The following is a 21759-nucleotide window of genomic DNA, read 5'->3' as shown; positions in this document are numbered from 1 at the left end:
CCAATGCCAAAGGAACCATGCCCATGTACGAAAATCGTCAAGTCAACGTGTCACGTCTGGCACATGACATCCAAATCAATCACATCACCAGCCTGCGTGATCCGGCCCAGCGCAAAAAGCTGACCGCCATCGGCTGGTCTGAAACCGTCATCAATGATTGCGGTCAATCCGCCATGGCCCTGCGCGATGTCCGGGCCAAACAGAAGCTGCGACAGGAACGCGGCCCATCACCGGCCCCTGACCGGCCCCGGATGCTGCGCCCGCGCCATCCGGTAACCAACGCCTTCGCCTGACCTACCCCACATTCTGGACCGAGAGGAAACGCCAACATGCCCGTTGCGAATGATGACTATCGCCCATATTCCCCCGGCTGTTTCAGCCAAGCGGCGGAACAGGCCGAAGCCTACTTCCTGATTTCAACCGCCGCATGGCTATGCGTGGACAAGCGGCACACCGCTACGGCACACGCCACCATGCTGGATGCCATTGACCTTGCCCGCCATGCCGCGACTACGGCGATCCGATGGCAGGCACGCCGTCTGGTCCGGGATTTCTATCGCGCCTATCACGCCGCGTTGCCGGACAGCCAGCGCAATGACTGGGTCCGCTTCTGCAGCGACAATGGCCTGATGGGTGGCTGGATCACCGATTGCCGCCCCAATGCACAGGACGATGTCACGGCCATGTTCCTTGGCCATGTGCCGGTGCTGGCAACCCCTGATGACCTGATCGATGGGGGGCATGTCGCATGAACGCCCAACCCCGCTTTCAACCTGCCAGCCGTGGCAAGCGCTGGCCTGACCTGTGTCTTGCATCCGGGCGGGTGCTGTACCCGCAGCACGACACAGCGCCCCTTGGCAATCGCCTGTTCGGCCCGGCGGATGTCGCGCGGCACCTGTCCGCGTTCCCATGGAACCCGGCCACCGGCCTGACCTTCACCATGGCCGAATTCTCGGTACTGGTTGCCGCCGAACTGCACATGGCCAGCAACAACCCGATGCTGGCGCTGATGGGTCTGCTGTCCGATGCCGGGCGCATATTCACCGGCCCGGTGATCCCCGGCGTGCGTGAATTCATTGATGGCAGCAAGAATGGCGGGTTGCTGACCGATCTGGAACGCCGCCTGCACGCGCTGGCCCATACCGCGTGCAAAATCCCCATGGCCACACCGGATGAAGGCAAGGCGATCAAAACCGCGATCAAGGCGGTTGCGGCCCGCGCCTTTCGCGACCTGATGCCCGCGCCGATCGGTGCCGGTTTCGGCCTGTCCGGCACCAAACACCCGCCGCGCGGACCGATCATCAAACCCCGCAGCGCCGACCGTGCCCATGATCAGTTTCTTGAACGGTGGAACTATTACGCCATCCCGGCGGGTGCCGAACTCTACGGCGACATCGAAGCCCGGCTGGCCACTCCAGACGCCACCCATAACCAATGGTGGACCCAATGAACCCGGTACAGGCCGCGATCGACAGCGCAATGCAAAACATTACCGACGCGATCATGGCGGAACACTATTTTCACGCCGATCCGACACAGGACATCGCCGTACGCATCGCGGCGCAGGGCATCACCCTGTCCGCCGCCATCGCCAGTCTGGCTGGCTACTACGTCCACCTGACCAAGGGCAATCCTCACGAACCGGCAAGCGTCACCTTGCAGCGCATCGCGAAGGCGGCGGAACAGCGGGAACAGGAAATCAAAACCGCCCGGAACAACAACGCCAAGCAAAAGAAAGGCTGACACCATGACAACAAAACCCACCACCCGCGACCCGGTTTACACCCTCGATCGCGCATCACCGCCAGCCAAGTCATGGCAGGCACTGATGGCCGAGCATGTGGGCACGGAAGAAATCGTCACCGTGGAATGCCATGCGGTGGTCGAGACTTTTTGCGCCATCAAACTGCCACCCCGGATCATCGACCCGGACGGTGATGAACGGATGATCAGCGGCAGCAAGCTGAAATGCGAAATGGCCCTGACCGCTTGGGATATGGAACAGAAAATCCTGACCATCCTTGATGACCATTACCCACAGCCCGGCGCTGCAATGGGCTGGCTGAAACAGCCAAGACCACAATTCGATCAGCGCACTGCCGCCGATCTGATCCGCGACGGCCAGACCAAACGGGTGCTGGACACCCTGATCCACCTGTCAAATCAGGCCATCGGCTGACCACCCCAACCAGAAGGAAACAACTAATGATGGAACACTACTCACAGCTTTTGGACATCAGCGCCGAACGAAAACGACAGGTGGCGGAAGAAGGCTTCACCGCCGATCACGACGACCAGAACAATTCTGATGGTGAACTGGCCCTAGCCGCCGTTGCCTACACCTTGGAAGCCGCCCCTATCTCACCCGCCAATATCGGCAAATTGGTTTGGCCATGGCCAGACGACTGGTGGAAACCCGGCGAACCACGCGAAATGCTGGTCAAAGCCGGTGCCCTGATCCTTGCCGAAATTGAACGCCTCGATCGCGAGCAAGCAAAAAAGCAGGTGCCCCATGGCTGACATCGGACACAACAGCGGCACCAGCAATGTTGGCGGCATCGCTGGCGACCGCCTGAAATCCTTCATTGAGCGCATTGAACGCCTTGAGGAAGAAAGGACCGCCATCGCCGGTGACATCCGCGAAGTCTATGCCGAGGCCAAGGCCGTTGGCTTTGACAACAAGGTCATGCGGCAGGTGGTCAAGCTGCGGAAAATGGACCGTCAGGATCGCGAGGAACAGGAACAGTTGCTGGACCTGTACCTTCACGCCATCGGCTTCGACACCACCCCACTGGGCAGCGCCGCCAGCGCCACCATGCAGGATGGCACCACCGTCACCATCGATACCAACCCCGGCCAGACAAAGGAACCAGACGATGAATAACCTGACCGCCCCAAACCCCACCAGCACCGTGCTGGACAGCCCCTACCGCATCCCGGTTGCCGAGGCCGACACCCGCCCCAACGGCAACACCATTTTCGGCTGGCTGATCCTTGAAAACGGGTCTGTCCACACCGGCAATGCCATCCCATCCGGCAGCGGTTTCAAGGACCGCAACGGCAACACCGTCACCCACTGGGCACCACCCCGCGCCCATGATCCCGACTGGCACCCGGAGAGCGAATAAGAGGCAAAGCCATGAACCGCCGGTCATCAGAATTGCAGCGACCGCCGGACCCTGCCATTATCGACTTGGCAAGGGCGCTTGCACGCGCCCATGCCAGACGCGATCACGCGGCATGGCTTGCCGCCGCCAAACAGGATGCCACCGATGGAAACCACCGGCCTTAAAGCCGCGATCTATGCCCGCTTTTCGACCGACATGCAGGCCGACCGTTCCATTGATGACCAGATTTCCCTATGCACCGACTTCGCCCTGAAACAGGGCTTGACGATTGCCGAGACATACAGCGATGCCGCCCAATCCGGCGGCTCTATTTTTGGCCGCGACGGCCTGTTGCGCATGATGGAAGATGCGCGCCAGAACAAATTTCAGGTGATTGTTATTGAGGCGCTGGACCGCCTTAGCCGGGACATGGAAGACTTGGCCGGGCTGCACAAGCGGCTTAGCTTTCAGGGCATCGAAATCCGAGCCGTCCACGAAGGCAAGGTTGACACCATCCTTGTCGGCCTGCGCGGGCTGGTTGGTCAGCTGTACCGGGAAGACAATGTGCACAAGGTCCGCCGGGGCATGGCCGGACGGGTCAAGGACGGCCTGCACGCCGGAGGCCGGGCCTATGGCTATCAGGCGATTGACGGCAAAAAGGGTGAACTTGAAATCATCCCTGCCGAGGCCGACACCGTCCGCCGCATATTCACCGCCTATGCCGCCGGGACCACGCCCCGCGCGATCGCGAAGGAACTGAATGCCGAGGGCATTGCCCCGCCGCGCGGTGCCCGGCAATGGAACGCATCAACCATTGCCGGCAATGCCAAGCGCGGCACCGGCATCCTGAATAACCGGATATATATCGGGGAAATCGTCTGGAACCGGGTGCGCATGGTGCGCGACCCTGACACCGGCAAACGGGTCAGCCGACCGAACCCGCCGGAGCAATGGCAGCGGCAGGCGGCACCGCATCTGGCGATCATCGACCAGACCCTGTTCGATCAGGCCCATGGTCAGAAGGCCAGCCGTGCCCATGGCGATCACGCAAAATACGCCCGCCGCAAGCACCTGCTGTCCGGCCTGCTGCGCTGCGGCGCGTGCGGCGGTGGTATGCAATCATATGGGAAGGGTGCACGGGGAACCCCGCGTATACGCTGCTCGAGCGCGAAGGAAGGTGGCTTCTGCCCGGACAGCAAAAGCTTTTCAAGGACAGCGGTGGAACGGCTTGTCATTGAGGCACTGCGGCAGGAACTGGCCCATCCCGATGTCATCACCGCCTATGTCCAGACCTACCACGCGGAACGGAAGAAGCTGGCAGCAACGGCCAACCAGCGCCGCGATGCGCTGAACAGGAAAATCGCCCGGCTCGATGCCGAATGCGAACGAACCCTGGACTTTATGATCAAGGGCATCGGCCATGAAGAACGTTTGAAACAGCGGATAGCCGAGGCCGAACAGGAGCTGGCAGAAGCCCGCCGTGAACTGGCAGCGCTCGACACCCCGCCGCCGGTCATTGAACTGCACCCGGCCACCATGACCCGATACCGCGAGACACTGGACGCCCTTGCCACCGCGATCGGCAATGACATCGAAGACGACCCGGAAGCCGTGGTCGAGACCCGCCGCGCCATGGATGAACTGGTTGAGAGCGTGACCGTACAGCGCAGCAACGCTGGCGAAACCACAATTCAGATTGCCGGAAGGCTGACACCCCTTCTAGGCCCGAACGCCTTCCCCGAGGGTGTCGGGGGGATCAATGGTAGCGGAGGAGGGACTTGAACCCCCGACACGCGGATTATGATTCCGCTGCTCTAACCTGCTGAGCTACTCCGCCACAGGGAACGCCCGGGACATATCAGACAGATGACATCTGCCACATGGCCGCAACGGGGAGAAAAGCGTTCCGAGACCGTGGGAAATAGGCAGAATGATGCCCGCTGTCAAGCACTGGCTTGCAAGATTATGCCGGTACCGGCGGCGCGATCGGACGATCCCGATTGTCACGATCATTGGCCGTAGCGATAACCGTAGGTGATGCCGTGCTTTCAAGCAGCTTGCGCCGGGATTTTGCCTGCGGACCGGAGGCCAGCACTGTGGCGTTCTTGCGACCAAAGCCGAGGATGGCCAGCAGGCCGGGCGATGGCGGATCAACCGCATCGAGCTTGGCACGCAGATCGGCCTGGCTCGGCTTCTCCGCCGGCTTGTCCATTGGCGCGCGACCGGGGTTCAACCGGTCAGCCAGCGCCTCGACCCGCGACCAGTTATCATGCACAAAGTCATCGGCGGCCATTTCGAGCTTGGCGATATTGCGCGCCGAGGCATCATCGAGCTTACCGCTCGGGCTGAACTTCTTGCCATGGCTATGCTGCAGCGGAATATCCCAGCGATGATACAGCTCTCCCATGCGGTCAGCGAGCAGGCGGTCGGCACTGCTCTCCTTGCCTCTTTCCGCCACTTCCCGGATCGGGCTTTTGCCTTTCAGCACATCGACCGCCCAGCCAAATGAGGTTTTTGCCGCAATCTGGGCCGCTGTCATAGTGAACGGTTTCTGATCGGTACCGATAGACAGCATTTCGATATTGTTCGGCTTGCCAACCTCAGCCGCCATCCGGTCAGCGGTCAGGAATGCCTCCATCGCCGGCATGTTCGCAAAGACACCGCCATCAATCAGATTGCGATAGCGTGGCTCCTGCCCCTCGCCCATATCAACCTTGGCTGGCTTGAACTTGGTTGGTGCGGCAGAAGTCGCCCGCGCCGCCTGCCACATATAGGGATTGGCATCATGCTGCTTGCCGCTGACCGGCCCCAGATTGCGAAGCCAGATGGCATCGCCCCGCTTGCTGTCAAAGGCTGAAACCATCACCGGTATCCGGCTCTCCTGCATACGCAGATTGCCGAATTTCGATTTCAGGAAATCTTCCAGTGGCTTCTCGTCCCAATCGGCACCGCGATCGGCCCGGTTGCGGGTGCCAAAAATCTCCGGTCCCTTTTTCTCATAGAACTCGACCAATTCCTGCGCCGACATCAGTGGGCGATTGGGATCTGTCGGATGCGGCGCGGCCAGTGCCAGCGCAATCAGACCACCGGTCGATGTGCCAACGATAAAATCGAAATGTTCGGAAGCAGGCTTGCCGGTACGCTTTTCAAGCTCGGCCAGTGCCTTGACCTGGGCCATGCCGTTGATGCCACCGCCATCAAGGACCAGCACACGGAAGGGTTTTTCGTCCGGGTTATTGTGACCGCCAGCGGCAGTCACTGTTTGTGTGGATTGTGCAAGAACATCAGCAATCGGATCGGCACCTTTGCCAGTGCCTTCATGACGACCCGTAACACGATCAAGCAAGCTATTCACACCACCTCCCCCAAGGCGACAGAACCAAGCGCATTCAATACTTCATGCGCATTATGCTATTTAACACCAGACGAAAGAAAGTAACAATTATACAAACAGTTACGCAATTAACTGATCAAGCCCCTTAACCGATGCGGCCACCGGGGATAGAGCGCAGCATCGGGCCGTCCGGGCGCAGGCTCGGTGCCTGTGGCTTGGCTTCAACGCTGAAGCTGACGCCATAATCGGCGCGGCGATCCTCGGCGTGGCTGACCGACAACCCCTGAACAAAGGCCATGGCATCCGGGCGACGCTCGCGCCATGCGGATTGCGACAGCTCGGTCAGATGGGCATCGATCGTGCTCTGACGACGCTCGGCCATCTGTTGCGTAACCGGGTGGCTGAAACCGGAGCGGCCATCGACATCACCGGCGCGATTGACCCGCAGCATCCAGCCCTCGCCCTGTTGCTCCAGCATGGATTCAAAATTGGCGGCCCGGCGTGCCGGACGACCAGCCTGAGCGGCAGCCTGGCCACCGGCAGAGGCTGCGGCCTTCAGTGGCTCGGCAGCCATCAGACGCTTGGTGCTGACCCATTGGGCGATATTCGGTTCACCGGCAGCATAGGCTGCATCGATAAGAGATTCTGTGAGGCCCTGAATTGTGTCGCTGTCGACCCGGCTGACTGAGCGCGTAACATCGAACTCATATCTGTCGCCGGCAGAGATTACCTGTTCACCACGCTGATGGTACTTCGTTACGAAAACCGTACGACCGTCTTGTTGCGTTTGCAGGATTGGCTGTTTCACAAATCACCTATCTGTTTCGGACCTTCCTTTATAGTGAAGTTTAGACCGGGATTGTGTAGCAAGCCTTAACAATCAAAAAATCGACTGAGTCATAAAATTTTCTTCAAAAACCGGCACTATATATATGCGATACACTTTACTTTGTGCGGTATATACCTGATAGCCTAGCAACCGATAGCAGTGTAACGATCTTTTTTACACGCTATGGTTGTATAAAATTGCAACAATCATCCGAAACGACACATTGTTTCGAAAGATAATTACAACAATTTTAGATAAATTTAGTTCTTAATCTAGGCAGTTTACGCCGCAAGCCGTTGATTTTCCGCAGCAATTATCCAACCGCCACCGAGACAGCGATCGCCGTCATAAATCACCCCGGCCTGTCCCGGTGCAATGCCCTCATAGGGTTGATCGAGCACCAGCGTTGCCAGCCCGTTCCCCGACAGGGTCACGGTGGCCGGAACCGGCGCCATTGCTGAGCGCAGTTTGACAAGCACCGGCTTCTGACCGGTCAGATGGGCATCATCGCCGAGCCAGTTCATCTCGTTCAGATAGACCACATCACGCGCCAGCGCCTCTTTCGGCCCAACGATCACCTGATTGCGGTTCACATCCAGCTTGACCACATAGAGCGGATCACCGCCACCGATGCCAAGCCCACGGCGCTGACCGATGGTATAGTTGATGATGCCGTTATGGCGTCCGAGCACTTGCCCCGCCATATCGACGATATCACCGGGTTCGATCACGCCAGGGCGCAGTTTCTCGACGATCCGGGCATAGGAGCCGTTGGGCACAAAGCAGATATCCTGACTGTCCGGCTTCTCGGCAACGGTCAGGCCGTTTTCGGCCGCCAGTGCCCGCACCACAGGCTTGGTCAGACCACCGAGCGGAAAGCGCAGGAAGTCCAGTTGTTCCTGTGTCGTGGCGAACAGGAAGTAGCTCTGGTCCTTGCTGTCATCGACCGCGCGGTGCAGCTGACCGCGCCCATCGGCACCGGCAAGGCGCTGGACGTAGTGGCCGGTGATCATAACATCGGCTTCCAGATCCTTGGCCGTATCAAGCAGATCGCGGAATTTCACGCGCTGATTGCAGCGAACACAGGGGATCGGCGTAGCACCGGCAAGATAGGTATCGGCGAAGTCATCCATGACGGCCTCGCGGAACACATCTTCGTAGTTCAGAACGTAATGGCTGATACCGAGCTGATCGGCCACCATGCGGGCATCGTGGATATCCTTACCGGCACAGCAGGCACCCTGCTTGCCGCGAATGGCACCGTCATCATAGAGCTGCAGCGTGATCCCGACCACGTCATAGCCTGCACGCGCGGCCAGTGCTGCGGTTACCGAGCTGTCGACACCACCGGACATTGCCACAACCACACGGGTTTTGGCGGCAGGCTTGCCGAGATTGAAGTCAAGATTTGCTGTCATGGCCGCAATATGTCGTCAAAACGCGAATGTCGCAAGGGGCAAGCAATCCGCTGGCCGCAACCCTGCCCCAACAAAACAGCACCGGGAACCAGTCACAGGCTGACAGTCACGTCCGCCAACCCGGTTAGCTTACTTGGATATACCACTCAGTTGCGGCGCGTCGATGGAGAGGTTCAGTGATGTCACCGCATCCTGATATGTCTCGACATTCTTGGCAAAAATGGCCCGTGGACCGTGCCCGAGCACCAGCACCATAACTTCCTTGGACAGGATGCTCATGAACATGATGGTTTCCGACGGCACATTCTTGCCCGCCAGCTTGTCCGGGGTCATGGCGCTGTATTGCCAGACAATCCACGGACGCCCCTCGATCCGCGCCACCTTGCGCTGGACCCATTTGAATTCGGGCAACGCTGCCTCAAGGGACTTGGCCCATGTGGCGGTATAGGTCAGCAGATCGATATTCGGGTTTGGATTGTTGATGATGCTGATTGCCACCAGACTGGTGCGCAGGCGATCGGAATAAACGTAATCCGGCAGTGGCAGGCTCGGGAAGGTACGCTCCATTTCGGTCAGGCGCAGTTCCTCGAAGCCCTCGGGCAGGTTCACCTCAAGCAGACCGTTATAGAGTTCAAGCTCCTGCACCTCTTCGGCAAGGGCATCAGCCGGGCAAAACGATACCAGCAGGCAAAGCGCCAGCATTCGCGCCACATGGCGCGCAGGATAAATCCCACGTTTGAACAAATGCGCTACTCGCAAACCGGGCATCCACATCCCTTAACGACAAACGTCCGCATCCAACCGCCGCCAATGCCGGGCATCGCGAAACGGGTCAGACACACTCTCCACCAGATGATGGTAACACAGTTTAATGCAAATTTGGCGGATGTAATATCATTCACACCCGAAGATGTGTCGCCAAAAACACGCTGCGGGACAACAGCTTGCCGGAAGCCGCTGCAAACCGCGCCAGTTTCAAGCGAAACCAGCCGGAACAGATATGCATCAGCCCGGCGGCAGGTGGACGGTCAGCCCGTCCAGTTCATCGCTCATGATAATCTGACAACCGAGACGCGAAGTCGGCTTCAGCCCGAAGGCCAGATCCAGCATGTCCTCTTCGTCTTCCTCAATGTCTTTGAGTTGATCAAACCAGCCCGGCTCAACGATAACGTGGCAGGTGGCGCAGGCAAGACTGCCCTCACAGGCCCCTTCAATGTCGATATTGTTCAGATGCGCCACTTCCAGCAGCGACAGGCCGACCGCGGCTTCAATTTCACGGCGCGTACCATCGGTTTCAACAAAAATGACTTTGGGCATCGCTTTGCCAGAATAGTTACGGTTTATAACGATAGGGACTTGCCTGACCGGACGTGACTTGTCTATCACGCATGGCTGGTAGTAGACCCGAGAAGACTTCCGCCATTGCGGCTTTCATCCAGTCGACGCATCTTAGGACTTGGATATTCAAGCGGCCAATAACGGTGTTGGATGTCTTTACCCGGCAGTTAAGGCCGCAGCAAGGATCAAGCACTGATTTTTCAGTGAAGGCAAAAACAACCATCCCTGAGGAGGGTATCATGGATCTTCTTAAATCAATTATCGCACGTGACGTTGATGGCGACCTCGTTGACAAGGATCGCAACAAGGTTCTGAAAACCGATCGCAAAGCTGAGCCAAAAGCAAAAGCGGCTCCACGCCCAACCATGGGTAAATTCTGATACGCAGTTCCCTGCAACAAAAAGCCCGCCATATGGCGGGCTTTTTTGTGTCTGCGGCCAGCACTGGCCCCGGCCAGAACAGATCAGGCCGCTGAGAGCTTCTCAAGCTGGCGTTTAGCCATACGGATATAGGCATCGGTAAAGCCCGCGACCTCACCCGGCGTTGTGCACCAGCCCAGTGATATGCGCAGTGCACAGGCCGAAACAGCCGGATCACCGGTCATCGCCTCGATCACATGGCTAGGATCGACCTTGCCGGATGAACAGGCCGAACCGGAACTGACAGCATAACCGGCCAGATCGAGGGCCATCACCTGCGTCTGGGCCGGCACGCCGGGCAAGACAAGGCTGGCGGTATTGGGCAGGCGATCAACGCCACCGCCCATCACCCGAACCGCAGGCACGTCACGGAGTACGGCCTGCTCCATCCCGTCCCGCAGCGCGGCCAGTTCGGCGAAGGCCGGTAAATCCTGCACCGCCAGTTCCGCCGCAAGACCGAAGCCGACAGCGCCGACAAGGTTTTCAGTGCCGGGCCGCCGCCGCTTTTCCTGCCCGCCACCGAACTGCCATTTGGCCGGCTCAAGCCGTGCCGAAGTAATCAGCGCACCGACACCCGCCGGACCACCGCATTTATGGGCGGACAGGCTCAACAGATCGGCACCGATTGCCCGCACATCGACGGGGATCTTTCCCAGACCCTGTGCGGCATCACAGTGGAACCAGGCATCATATTGCTTTGCCAGTTTGGCAATTTCAGCAACCGGCTGGATCACACCGGTTTCATTATTGGCCAGCATGATCGAGACCAGCGCAGGCGCTTTTGCCGACTGCAAGGCTGCCACAAGTGCGGCCAGATCAAGCACACCATTTTCATCCACCGGCACCCGAACCGCATCGTCGCGAGCCTGCAGGATGGCCGGATGCTCAACCGCTGAAATAATAACCGTCGCGGCCCCGGCATGACGGAGCGCAGCATTATCGGCCTCGGTCGCGCCGCTGGTGAAAATCACGTCTTCCGGCTCGGCATTGATGGCAGCAGCCACCTGATGACGGGCAATCTCCAGATGTTTGCGCGCCTCACGACCGAATGAATGGATCGAGGACGGGTTACCGGTCAGACGAATGGCATTGGCCATGGCGGCGGCAACACCCGGCTTGATCGGTGTGGTCGCATTATGGTCGAGATAGATTGGCTCAGGCATAGGAATGACAACCGTTAGATACGGTTATGCTCATCGCTGGTGACGGGTTCTTCAGACGCCTTCGCCTCGGCTGTCGCAGTAGGCGCACCGGGCAAGGCGTCGTCATCATTCTCAAGTGCTGCAAGCCGGGTTTCCAGCCGGTGGATATGCTCGAGTAGACCATGGATTGTCCGCTCCATCCCGGCGCCGGACAGGTCAAGCGGCGTGCCGTAGGACAGGAATGGTGCTTTCTCCACCTTCTCGCCGCTGCGCTTGCGCACGACCTCGGCGGCCTGACCCACCACGGTCGCCCCTTCCTCAACCTCCTTGATCACAACGGCATTGGCCCCGACACGGGCGCATCGACCAACCGTGAACGGTCCCAGCACCTGCGCCCCGGCCCCGACAATCACATTATCGGCAATGGTGGCGTGGCGTTTGACGCCCTGATCCAGTGACGTACCGCCAAGGGTCACGCCCTGATACAAGGTGACGTCATCGCCGATCTCCGCTGTCTCACCGATCACCACACCCATGCCATGATCGATAAACAGGCGATGGCCGATCTTCGCGCCAGGGTGAATCTCGATCCCGGTCAGAAAGCGACCAAACTGGGAAACCGCCCGACCGATAAAGAACCATTCGCGCTGCCAGAACCAATGGGCGAGGCGATAGATTTGTACGGCGTGAAAGCCGGGATACAGCAGTGCCACGTCCCAGCCGCTGCGGGCCGCCGGGTCACGCTCGCGAATGCTGGCGATGTCATCTTTCATGCGTTCAAACATGATTTGGCCTTCATGTCGTTGATAACTCTGGCTTATGTCATGTGAACGACCCATCGGTAAAGCCAAAGCATGTTTTTACGGTTAGCTAGATAATGTGGCCTAAGCCACTGGATTTCTAGGTCCGTAACGACATATCAAGAAATAACCGCCCGAATGGTGCTGTTTCATATGCATGCAATGCTCGCAATTGCCTGAAAATATGCTATCACCACCGCCCGCAGCCAGTTTCGCTACCGATTCCAGATACTGGCCGAGCATATATATCTGACCATGTATGAGGAAATCACAGGATGCCTGAAGTTCTGATCAACGGACCCGCCGGTCGTATTGAGGGACGTTATCACCATGCCAAATCCGATACGGCACCGATCGGACTGGTTCTGCATCCACATCCCCAGCATGGCGGCACCATGAACAACAAGGTCGTCTATGCCCTGACCCAGATGATGCGTCAGCGCGGTTTTTCGACCATGCGCTTCAACTTCCGCGGCGTTGGTCGCAGCCAGGGTTCATTTGACCGTGGCGAGGGCGAACTGAGCGATGCGGCAGCGGTTCTCGACTGGCTGCAGGTGCAAAATCCGAATGCCAGCGGCGTCTGGATTTGCGGCTTCTCCTTCGGCGCATGGATTTCCATGCAGTTGCTGATGCGCCGCCCGGAAATCGACAGCTTCGTCGTCGTGGCCCCACCGGCAAACATGTACGACTTCAGCTTCCTCGCTCCCTGCCCGTCCTCCGGCCTGATCATTCAGGGCGAGCGCGACACCATGGTGCCAACCTCGGCCACAGAAAAACTGGTGTCCAAACTGCGGGCGCAAAAGGGCATCACCATCGATTATGAAGTTGTCCCGGGTGCCGATCACTTCTTCAGCAAGCATGTGGACCATCTGGTGGCGCTGTCGAGCCTCTATATGGACAACAACATGAAGCAGAAGGAAGTCCCGCCACCACCGGAAGACTTCGAGGAACTGCCCGAAGGCAACGACGATCTGGAAGACGCTGATTGAGGCTCAGGCAGCCCGGCCCGGCGCGTGATGCAGTTCACCGCCGGAGATCGCCTCCGCCACCCCGGTCGTGCCGGGGAAGCTGAGTGGCAGGCCCTTCAGCGCCCGCTTTGCCAGATAGGCAAAGGCCCAAGCCTCCACCATATCTCCGGCCCAGCCAATAAGCTCAACCGGCTCGACCTGTACCGGGGCCAGTCGCGCCCGCAATCCGGCCATGAGTTGCGGGTTATGCCGCCCGCCACCGGTCGCCCACCAGCAGGGCGGTTGTTCCGGCAGTTGCTCAATGCCCGCCGCGATGCTTTCGATAGTGAACCTCGTCAGGGTTGCGGCACCATCAGCCGGTGACAGCCCGGTCAGCACCGCCCGGTTGAAATCATCCCGATCTGCCGATTTCGGATAAGGCTTCGAAAAATACGGGTTATCCATGAGCTGCTTCAGCACAGTCTCATCCGCCTTGCCGGATGCCGCCAGAAACCCGTTGCGATCATAAGCCTGCCCGGTATGGGTCGCGGCCCAGTCATCAATCAGCGCATTACCCGGCCCGGTATCAAAGGCAATCGGCTCGGGCACATCATCACCAGCGGCTGGCGCAAGATAGGTGATATTGGCAACCCCGCCGATATTCAGAAAGCCGCATGGTCGATCACGATATGGACCCGCCATGGCTGCATGGAAAGCCGGTGCCAGCGGTGCCCCCTGCCCGCCTGCTGCCACGTCGGCGAGGCGCATCTGCGCCACGACCGGAATATCGGTGAGGCTCGCCAGCAGGGCACCATCGCCAATCTGCACGGTAATTCCGGCACCCGCATCATGGTGAATGGTCTGGCCGTGAAAACCGATAACCTCAATCATGTCAGCGGTCATGCCCGCCCGGTCGAGGACGGCCTGAACTGCCTGTGCGTGATATTCGGTCAGAGATGAAACGACCTTGGCCGGTGCTTCCCGCTTGCCGAAACAGGCGCGCAGCTGTTCCCGGAATTCAGCACCATATGGCTGGGTCAGGCCCGGCCCGGCCTCAACCACATGAACCCCGTCGGTGCGCAACAGGGCGGCATCAATGCCGTCCAGTGACGTTCCACTCATCAGGCCAATGGCCCAGCCGCTATCGGTCATCCTGACCTGCCCAGATATTCGTTACCGGCAATTACACGCGAGACTATTGTGGTCGCAGACAGAGACGCTTACAAGAGCCATCCATAACCTTTTCAAAATCCAACCTGTGACCCGTACCGGTATGTCTGAATTCAAATCAGCCTTTCTGAGCACCCTGTCCTCCCGTGGCTTCATCCATCAATGCACCGATGAGGCCGCCCTCGATGCCCTGGCAAATGACAGCGTGGTTCCAGCCTATATCGGCTTTGACGCGACGGCGGACAGCCTGCATGTGGGGTCACTGGTCCAGATCATGATGCTGCGTCATCTGCAGAAATCCGGGCACAAGCCGGTCGTCCTCATGGGTGGCGGCACGACCAAGATCGGCGACCCGTCCGGCAAGGACGAGGCACGCCAGCTGCTGACCGATGAGAAAATCAACGAAAACATCGCCGGTATCCGCCGGGTGTTCGAGAAGTTCCTCACCTTCGGCGATGGCCCGACCGATGCGATCATGGTCAACAATGCCGACTGGCTGGACGAGCTCGCCTATATCCCGCTGCTGCGCGATGTGGGACGGCACTTCACCATCAACCGGATGCTGACCTTCGACAGTGTGAAACTGCGTCTGGAGCGTGAACAGCCGCTGACCTTCCTCGAATTCAACTACATGATTCTGCAGGCCTATGATTTCGTGGAGCTGAACAAGCGCCACGGCATCGCGCTGCAGATGGGCGGCTCTGACCAATGGGGCAATATCGTCAATGGCGTCGAGCTTGGCCGCCGGATGGCCGGGCTGTCGCTCTATGGCCTGACCACACCGCTGCTCACCACATCTTCCGGTGCCAAGATGGGCAAAACCGCCGCCGGTGCCGTCTGGCTCAACGAGGACCGTCTGAGTGCCTATGACTACTATCAGTTCTGGCGCAATACCGAGGACGGCGATGTCGGTCGCTTCCTGAAGCTGTTCACCGAACTGCCGATGGACGAGATCGCCAGACTGGCCGCGCTTGAAGGACAGGACATCAATGATGCCAAGAAGGTACTGGCCTTCGAGGCAACCCGCCTGTGCCATGGCGAGGAAGCGGCCAACAATGCCGCGGAAACCGCCCGCCAGACCTTTGAGAAAGGTGCCTTAGATGAAAACGCACCGACTCATTTAGTTGATTTAGCAAGGTTACAAAAAGGCATCCTTGTAGTTGATTTGTATGTCGAAACAGGCTTGGCCCAATCTAAAGGAGAAGCCAGAAGGCTCATTCAACAAGGAGCAGCGAGAGCTAACTCAGAATCTATCTCCACAATAGACCAGCATATAGGGCCTGCAGATGTGAACAGCTCGGGGTACATCCAATTATCCAGAGGCAAGAAGAAACACGTACGGGTTATCGCTGAATAAAAATGGCCGGTATGTTCTTCAACTTCTCCGATCTTGAATGGCGGTTTGCCGAAGCGCTGGGACTGATCGTCCTCGCCTGCCTGTTCGTCCCCCTGACTAAAAAGCTGGGACTTGGCCGTATCGTCGGTTATCTGGCAGCCGGGGTTACCGCTGGTCTTGCCTTCAAGCTCAGCTATGCCGAGCATCCCGAGGAACTGCTGCACTTCGCCGAGTTCGGCGTGGTCCTGTTCCTGTTTGTCATCGGGCTGGAACTGCGCCCGGATCATCTCTGGGCCATGCGCAAAATGATCTTCGGGCGTGGTCTGGTGCAGGTGCTGCTCTGCGGCTTCCTGATGACCATACCGCCGCTGCTGTTCGGCCTGACATGGCAGGTCAGCCTCGTCATCGGCCTCGGCCTTGCCCTGTCCTCGACCGCGCTGGTGATGCAGGGCCTCGATGAGAAGGGCGAACGCGGCAGCCCGACCGGTCGCACCGCCCTGTCGATCCTGCTATTTGAGGATCTGGCCATCGTTCCGCTCCTCCTGCTGGTGCAGATCCTGTCCGCCGGTGGTGAGATGGGGACGTTGGGCGAGAACCTGACCAGTGTTGGTCTCGGCCTGCTGGCGATCGGCACGCTGATCGTGGTCGGCCATTACGGCCTCGACCGTATGTTCCGCCTGCTGGCCTATGCCCGCACCCCGGAGATTACCACCGCCGGGGCACTTGGCGTGGTTATCGCCGCCTCGCTGCTGATGGACATGGCCGGGCTGTCCTATGCCATGGGGGCCTTCATTGCGGGCGTGATGCTCGCTGACAGCTCCTATCGCCATGAACTTGAGGCGGATATCGAGCCGTTCCGGGGCATCTTCCTCGGCCTGTTCTTTGTTGCCATCGGCCTGTCGCTCGATCTTGGCAGCGTTGCCGCCAACTGGCTGGTTATACTACTGGCAACCCCGCTGTTCCTCGGCCTCAAGATCGCCGGTGTCTATGCCGCCGGGCGGTGGTTCAAGGCCGACCATGCCTCATCCCTGAAGGTTGCCGGGGTGCTGTCCCAGCATGGCGAGTTCGGCTTCGTCATCTTTGCTGCCGCCTCATCCAGCCTGCTGCTCGATGGCCAGACCAGCTCCATCCTTGTCGTCATCATCACCCTGTCCATGGCAATCTCGCCCTTTGCCGAGAAACTGCTGATCCGGCTCGCGGCTGAAAAGAATGTCTCTGGCGACCAGCCACCGGTCGAGGTGCATGGCGGCAAGGCGCTGATTATCGGCTTTGGCCGGGTCGGGCAGATCGCATCACAGGCGCTGCTGGCCGAGCATATCCCGGTGACCCTGATCGACAATGATCCGAAACGCATCCAACAGGCGGCGAAATTCGGCTTTCAGGTGCATTTCGGCGAGGGCACTCGCCGTGACGTGCTGCAGGCCGCCGGTGCCGCCGAGGCCAAGCTGATCATTATCTGTGTCGATGATGTAAAACGGATTGATGCCATCTTTGCACTGATCAAACGCAACTTCCCGCAGGCCAAGGTACTGGTGCGCGCCTATGACCGTATCCACGCCATCCGGCTGCATGCGCTGGATGCCGATTTCGTGGTGCGGGAAACGCTGGAGGCCGGTCTTGCCCTTGGTGGTCAGGCGCTCGCCGAACTGGGCTATGCCAGCACCGAGCGGGACGGCATTATCAACAAGCTGCGCCAGCGTGATGCCGAACACCTGCTCAATCAAGTCCATGAAAATCGTGGCAACCCGGATTATCAGGCAACGCTTGAGAAAATCACCCCGCACCCGCTGACCAAGACGAGCGGGTCAGGCGATGAGAAGCATATAACCAAGCTGCTGTAGCGCCAGCAGGATCAGGCGCGCACTACACGGGTACCGCAGATCAGATCATGCAGGGTGATCCGCTGTTCGTTGAACAGAGCTGCGATCAGACCCAAAAAAAGCGGCATTATAGACAGAGCAAAGGCATAGGAACGCAACGCACCACGGATGAAACCAACCTTCTGACCATTGGGCCGAATGAACCTGATCTTGAGCATTTGCATTCCAAACGTCGCCTGTTTACTCGATCCAGATGGAATTCCGTAATACAAGGTCAAGAAAATCAACACGCATAAAAATGAGAGTTTAGTGATTTCAGAATCGGTGTAGTCCGTGTTTCCCAGCAAGAAACCAAGTACTAGTGTCAAAATGTTATTTACGATGCTCGTGAAAATTGTATCAAGAAAACAGGCTCCAATGCGGGACCACACACTGGCAACCTGTCCGGCATATGCGCCGTCGATGCTGTAATTACTGTCAACGCTGCTCATGGCGCGGAGGTAACCGGCGCGGTCGGTTTGCCATGCCTCGGACCAGTCGGACTGCCCGTCGCGACGCACCAGTGTCGTCTCGACAATCTCACCGGCATCAATCAGGCGCACCATCTCCTCGCCTGATACCGGGCCGATAACGCCAGCTTTTGTTCTGTAGTACCACATCGATCATCATCCTGAAGGCATAGTGTCTTGCGTTTGTCGATGATGATACCGGCTTTGCGGATATGGAAAAGCCTGCCAGCCGGTTCATGGCCAGAATAATTGACCTGTTACCGGAATGCCCGCCTTACCGGTCCATTCCTGACAATCAGCCGCCGTGATCGACCATGCCGGGAGGGGGCTCGAGCGGTTTGCGCTCCTCGCCTTCCTTGGCGGGCAGGTTGTCCTGTGCGAACAACAGCTTGCGGATAATGCCGGGAGCAAGGGCCGAGAGCGGATTGATGCTGATATCCGGCTCTGAGAACGGGCCATCCACCGTGTAGTTGGCGGCAAACAGCCCCTCGCCATCGCCGCCGGTCAACAATGTGCCGATCACCGGAATGGCCCCGATCCAGCGGTTGAGCGTATAGACCGGCACCAGCGTACCATTGAGGTCGAGCTGTTCCTTGCTGAGATCGACCACACCGCCGAGGGTGAAACCAAACTGGCCACCGGATGCGCGCCCCTCGCGGACGGTGAGCTGGCCGTTGCCGAGATCGATATCCGCCGTGAATTGCTTGAAACCGAAACCGGCATCTTTATTGATTGTCGCCAGGCCCTCACGTGACAGGGCATCAATAGTGCGGGTCAGCACCGCCGCCTCACCCAGCCGGAAATCCTGCAGATCAACACCACCATGCAGTTCCACATCGCCGCGTGACCATGGCCGTCCGGTGCCGTCAAAGACAAACCGTCCGCCGATCAGCGGAATATCGGCATTATAGGCCGACAGCAGGGCACCCAGATCACCACTCTCGAAACGCACTTTCAGGGGATCGGGCCGGGTGCCGGAAATCTGTACCACCAGCGGCGCATCGCCGAGCTGTCCCTGCACCATCACCGATGGCCAGTTGCTCGGCGTCAGTTCCACCCCACCGCGCACATCGCTGAGCGCGATCCCCTTGCTGGTTATAACCTCCTGCACCGAATAGGTAATCTTGCGGGTTGGACTGTCATCGGAAACAACGGCACTGCTGTCGAGCAGCCAGGCGAAACTCTTGCCATCCGGTTTGTCCGCAGGTTCAGCACTGGCGGTAACTTCGGGTGCTTCTTCTTCCTTGAGCAAGGGACGCAGATCGAGGCGCGGGCCGTCAATCACGGCATCCCAGCCACCATCGGCACCGGCATCAAAGCTGATCGACAGATCGGTGGCACCCCATTGCAGCCTGTCGGCCCGAACGCCATAGCTGCCATCAGGGTTGAAGACACCGGAAGCGTCGAAGGAAATGGTATCGCTGCTGAGCGAGGCAGAGGTGATGGCAACCGTATCGTCGGGCTTGATACTGACCGTCACCAGCAGACTGCCCGGCGCGGGTTCCGGCGCGAAATTCAGTTGCGGGATCGCCAGTTGCGCCTTGTCGAGGGTCGCGGTTGCCTGAATGTCAGTATTGCCGCCATTGTAATCAACGACCCGACCATCAACACCGATAATACCGGTCAGGTAGGGCGCGGTCTTAATCCCCAGCGCGGCCAGATGCTCATCACTCATATTGCCCTGAAAATCGAGCGCGGTGGCAACCTCGGCATCCTTGTCGAAATACTGGTGCCAGTTGATGCTGAGCGGAATACCGCCTGCCTCCAGCGTACCGCGGGCGACAACGCCGTCACCATTGACCACAGCCGACAGGTCGGCATCACGGATCGGCAGTCCGGCAAATAACGGGTTGGTCGCCACATCAGTCAGTTGGCCCCGAATATCCGCTTCCACCTCTTCCGCAGGCAATGACGGTTTCAATGGCAGAGCAAAGCGCATATTGGCATCAACCGAGCCCTTGACCTCATCCAGTTTCAGGCCGAGGTAATCGGCATAGCCGAAGCGCGGGTGGTTCATCGCGGTCATGATTTCCCGGAACGGCCCGACCGCATGACCGGTCACCACCAGCGCCGGAAACTCGGCATCGAAGCTGTCGATCACCACCTGCACATTATCGGCCCGCACCGCATCGATCTTGCCTTCGCTCAGATCTATTATGACCGCTTGCCGATCGAACCGCCCCTTGCCGATCACATCGGTTGCCGGTGGCAAGGCCCATTGGTAGCGCACTGCCATATCCGAGAGGCCGAAATCGCCGAACAGATCGGTTATTTCCCAGTCAGTAACGTCCGCCGCAGATACCTGCCCGGTGGCGTAAATCTTCAGATTCTCGACCGTCCCGTTGAGGATATTCTCCCGCGACCAGTTGAGAGCGCCGACATCGACGCTTTCCGGGATGGTGGCCAGTACGGCAGGCACGTCAATCCGGCTGATCCCGGTGACAAAGGAGCCCTGCCACAAGGCACCGACCCGATAGAGACTGCCATTCATGTCAAACCGGCTGTCGCCAAGCTGACCGGACACATGGCTCAGCGACAGGGTCCGGCGATCATTGTCGTAGCTGGCCTCAACTGTCGCCTCACTGTCGAGCAGTCCCTGCACTTCCTCGGGAATTGCCGCACCGGCGATTTCGGCCAGTGCCTCGGCGTCAGCATCAAAAATCCGCAGGCTGGTCGTGATATCAGAGGTTTCGGCAGCAACATCGAAACGCCCGGATGCCCGCAACAGGGTCCGGCCACCGCTGGCATAGAGGCGGGTCGAGCCAAGAATTCCCAGGCCCACTTCGGTTGCCAGAACGGACAGGGACATCTCGTCAAAGCGAATGATGTGACCCATCTTGCGGTCGATGAACAGGAACCGCGCATCATTTATGCTGAGGCTTTCGAGGCCACTTGGAATCTCACCCTGTTCATCGGGCGTCAGCGTGGTCAGCAGGTAGTTCAGCGTGTCGTCAGTGGTCGAGGCGCCCTCGGCCGGTGCCAATGCTTCAGATAACGGCGCGTCAGCTTCGGTAAAATCAACATCAAACTCACCATCGAGCTTGCGGGTCAGGCGGATAAACGGGCGCTGCAGGGTCGCTTGTTTGACCACCATCCTGCCGCGCAGCAGGTTCGGGACGCTGAAGGCCACATCCATCTGCGGCACCCGACCGACCAGCCTGCCGTCCTCACGACGCAGCTTGACCTGACGCCCGGCGAGGCGCAGCCAGCCTTCATCATTATCCCAGCGGATCGCGGCGGCCTCGATATCCACCCGCAGCGGCGCGACAGCCTGATTGACCGCGAGTTCAATCTCATCGGTCAGGAAATCGAGCGTGATCGGCCCGGACGACAGCCGCCAGGTCAGTGCGATGACCAGAATGACCAGCAGGCCGGTCAGCATCGCCGCACCCTCAAGGCACAGGATCAGCGGTCGGCGGCAGCCATGCCAGAAGCGGCGCAGCCCCAGATAACGGGGCGTGACATAGTTTTCCCCAGTTCCGTCATCGGAAGGGGTGTCAGCCGCCGTCTCGGGGATATTATGATGTTCATCAACCACGTTCTGTCGATGGTCCTTTAAATTCCGCTATCTGCCCGTTATCTGCCAGTAT

21 protein-coding genes, 1 tRNA gene and 1 pseudogene are annotated in these 21759 nt (G+C 59.0%); 12 read left to right on the top strand and 11 right to left on the bottom strand.

What is annotated here, in order from left to right; genetic code table 11:
- Positions 1–23: 23 nt before the first annotated feature.
- The 9 genes and pseudogenes from CBB62_06455 (at position 24) to CBB62_06415 (ending at position 4911) form a co-directional block, all read left to right on the top strand.
- On the top strand, positions 24–293 hold the full coding sequence (locus CBB62_06455; protein OUT41944.1) for a hypothetical protein: 270 nt from the start codon (positions 24–26) through the stop codon (positions 291–293).
- Between the two features lie 36 nt (positions 294–329).
- Positions 330–752, top strand: a complete 423-nt coding sequence (locus tag CBB62_06450) for a hypothetical protein (GenBank protein OUT41943.1) — start codon at positions 330–332, stop codon at positions 750–752.
- Positions 749–1450, top strand: coding sequence for a hypothetical protein (locus CBB62_06445; protein OUT41942.1), 702 nt, complete (start codon positions 749–751; stop codon positions 1448–1450). Before CBB62_06450 ends, CBB62_06445 begins: the two co-directional genes overlap by 4 nt.
- Entirely contained in the window at positions 1447–1743 is a 297-nt protein-coding gene (locus CBB62_06440; GenBank protein ID OUT41941.1) for a hypothetical protein, read from the top strand. Before CBB62_06445 ends, CBB62_06440 begins: the two co-directional genes overlap by 4 nt.
- A gap of 4 nt (positions 1744–1747) precedes the next feature.
- Positions 1748–2179: a hypothetical protein gene (locus tag CBB62_06435; GenBank protein OUT41940.1), complete on the top strand. Its 432-nt coding sequence runs from the start codon at positions 1748–1750 to the stop codon at positions 2177–2179.
- Positions 2180–2205: 26 nt separating this feature from the next.
- Positions 2206–2520: a hypothetical protein gene (locus CBB62_06430; protein OUT41939.1), complete on the top strand. Its 315-nt coding sequence runs from the start codon at positions 2206–2208 to the stop codon at positions 2518–2520.
- Positions 2513–2884 (top strand): hypothetical protein, encoded by a 372-nt coding sequence (locus tag CBB62_06425; protein OUT41938.1) that lies wholly within the window; start codon positions 2513–2515, stop codon positions 2882–2884. The genes CBB62_06430 and CBB62_06425 overlap by 8 nt, the downstream gene beginning before the upstream one ends.
- Positions 2877–3128, top strand: coding sequence for a hypothetical protein (locus tag CBB62_06420; protein ID OUT41937.1), 252 nt, complete (start codon positions 2877–2879; stop codon positions 3126–3128). The genes CBB62_06425 and CBB62_06420 overlap by 8 nt, the downstream gene beginning before the upstream one ends.
- Before the next feature lie 144 nt (positions 3129–3272).
- Positions 3273–4911 (top strand): annotated as a pseudogene (locus CBB62_06415) (recombinase family protein).
- Here the strand turns inward: CBB62_06415 and CBB62_06410 are convergent.
- From CBB62_06410 to CBB62_06375, 8 genes are all read right to left on the bottom strand, one after another.
- Positions 4868–4944: transfer RNA gene (locus CBB62_06410), tRNA-Met, on the bottom strand. The pseudogene CBB62_06415 and the gene CBB62_06410 sit on opposite strands and share 44 nt — an antisense overlap.
- A gap of 126 nt (positions 4945–5070) precedes the next feature.
- Positions 5071–6366 carry a hypothetical protein gene (locus tag CBB62_06405; GenBank protein ID OUT41936.1) on the bottom strand — a complete coding sequence of 432 codons (1296 nt, stop codon included), beginning with the start codon at positions 6364–6366 and terminating at the stop codon, positions 5071–5073.
- A gap of 220 nt (positions 6367–6586) precedes the next feature.
- Entirely contained in the window at positions 6587–7249 is a 663-nt protein-coding gene (locus CBB62_06400; protein ID OUT41935.1) for a hypothetical protein, read from the bottom strand.
- A gap of 302 nt (positions 7250–7551) precedes the next feature.
- The gene (locus CBB62_06395; protein ID OUT41934.1) at positions 7552–8688 is read right to left on the bottom strand and encodes a tRNA 2-thiouridine(34) synthase MnmA; all 1137 of its coding nucleotides are present in this window, start codon (positions 8686–8688) and stop codon (positions 7552–7554) included.
- Between the two features lie 129 nt (positions 8689–8817).
- On the bottom strand, positions 8818–9390 hold the full coding sequence (locus CBB62_06390; GenBank protein ID OUT41933.1) for a hypothetical protein: 573 nt from the start codon (positions 9388–9390) through the stop codon (positions 8818–8820).
- A 303-nt stretch (positions 9391–9693) separates the two neighbouring features.
- Positions 9694–10005 carry a 2Fe-2S ferredoxin gene (locus tag CBB62_06385; protein ID OUT41932.1) on the bottom strand — a complete coding sequence of 104 codons (312 nt, stop codon included), beginning with the start codon at positions 10003–10005 and terminating at the stop codon, positions 9694–9696.
- Positions 10006–10489: 484 nt separating this feature from the next.
- Entirely contained in the window at positions 10490–11608 is a 1119-nt protein-coding gene (locus tag CBB62_06380; protein OUT41931.1) for a cysteine desulfurase, read from the bottom strand.
- A 14-nt stretch (positions 11609–11622) separates the two neighbouring features.
- The gene (locus CBB62_06375) at positions 11623–12372 is read right to left on the bottom strand and encodes a serine O-acetyltransferase (protein OUT41930.1); all 750 of its coding nucleotides are present in this window, start codon (positions 12370–12372) and stop codon (positions 11623–11625) included.
- Positions 12373–12662: 290 nt separating this feature from the next.
- On the opposite strand from CBB62_06375, the gene CBB62_06370 reads away from it, so the two are divergent.
- Positions 12663–13376 carry an alpha/beta hydrolase gene (locus CBB62_06370; GenBank protein OUT41929.1) on the top strand — a complete coding sequence of 238 codons (714 nt, stop codon included), beginning with the start codon at positions 12663–12665 and terminating at the stop codon, positions 13374–13376.
- Positions 13377–13379: 3 nt separating this feature from the next.
- Here CBB62_06370 and CBB62_06365 read toward each other — a convergent pair whose 3' ends face one another.
- Positions 13380–14486 carry an anhydro-N-acetylmuramic acid kinase gene (locus CBB62_06365; protein OUT41928.1) on the bottom strand — a complete coding sequence of 369 codons (1107 nt, stop codon included), beginning with the start codon at positions 14484–14486 and terminating at the stop codon, positions 13380–13382.
- A gap of 121 nt (positions 14487–14607) precedes the next feature.
- On the opposite strand from CBB62_06365, the gene CBB62_06360 reads away from it, so the two are divergent.
- Both CBB62_06360 and CBB62_06355 read left to right on the top strand, forming a co-directional pair.
- Positions 14608–15861: a tyrosine--tRNA ligase gene (locus CBB62_06360; GenBank protein ID OUT41927.1), complete on the top strand. Its 1254-nt coding sequence runs from the start codon at positions 14608–14610 to the stop codon at positions 15859–15861.
- Between the two features lie 2 nt (positions 15862–15863).
- Entirely contained in the window at positions 15864–17681 is a 1818-nt protein-coding gene (locus CBB62_06355) for a hypothetical protein (GenBank protein OUT41926.1), read from the top strand.
- A gap of 11 nt (positions 17682–17692) precedes the next feature.
- Here the strand turns inward: CBB62_06355 and CBB62_06350 are convergent, their stop codons facing one another.
- Both CBB62_06350 and CBB62_06345 read right to left on the bottom strand, forming a co-directional pair.
- Positions 17693–18319, bottom strand: coding sequence for a hypothetical protein (locus CBB62_06350; GenBank protein OUT41925.1), 627 nt, complete (start codon positions 18317–18319; stop codon positions 17693–17695).
- Positions 18320–18464: 145 nt separating this feature from the next.
- On the bottom strand, positions 18465–21707 hold the full coding sequence (locus CBB62_06345) for a hypothetical protein (protein OUT41924.1): 3243 nt from the start codon (positions 21705–21707) through the stop codon (positions 18465–18467).
- Positions 21708–21759: the final 52 nt, after the last annotated feature.

It is taken from the genome of Micavibrio sp. TMED2, assembly GCA_002168225.1.
GTDB lineage: Bacteria > Pseudomonadota > Alphaproteobacteria > TMED2 > TMED2 > TMED2.
The sequence above is the reverse complement of the archived record's forward strand: the minus strand, read 5'-3'. Positions and strand labels throughout refer to the sequence as shown.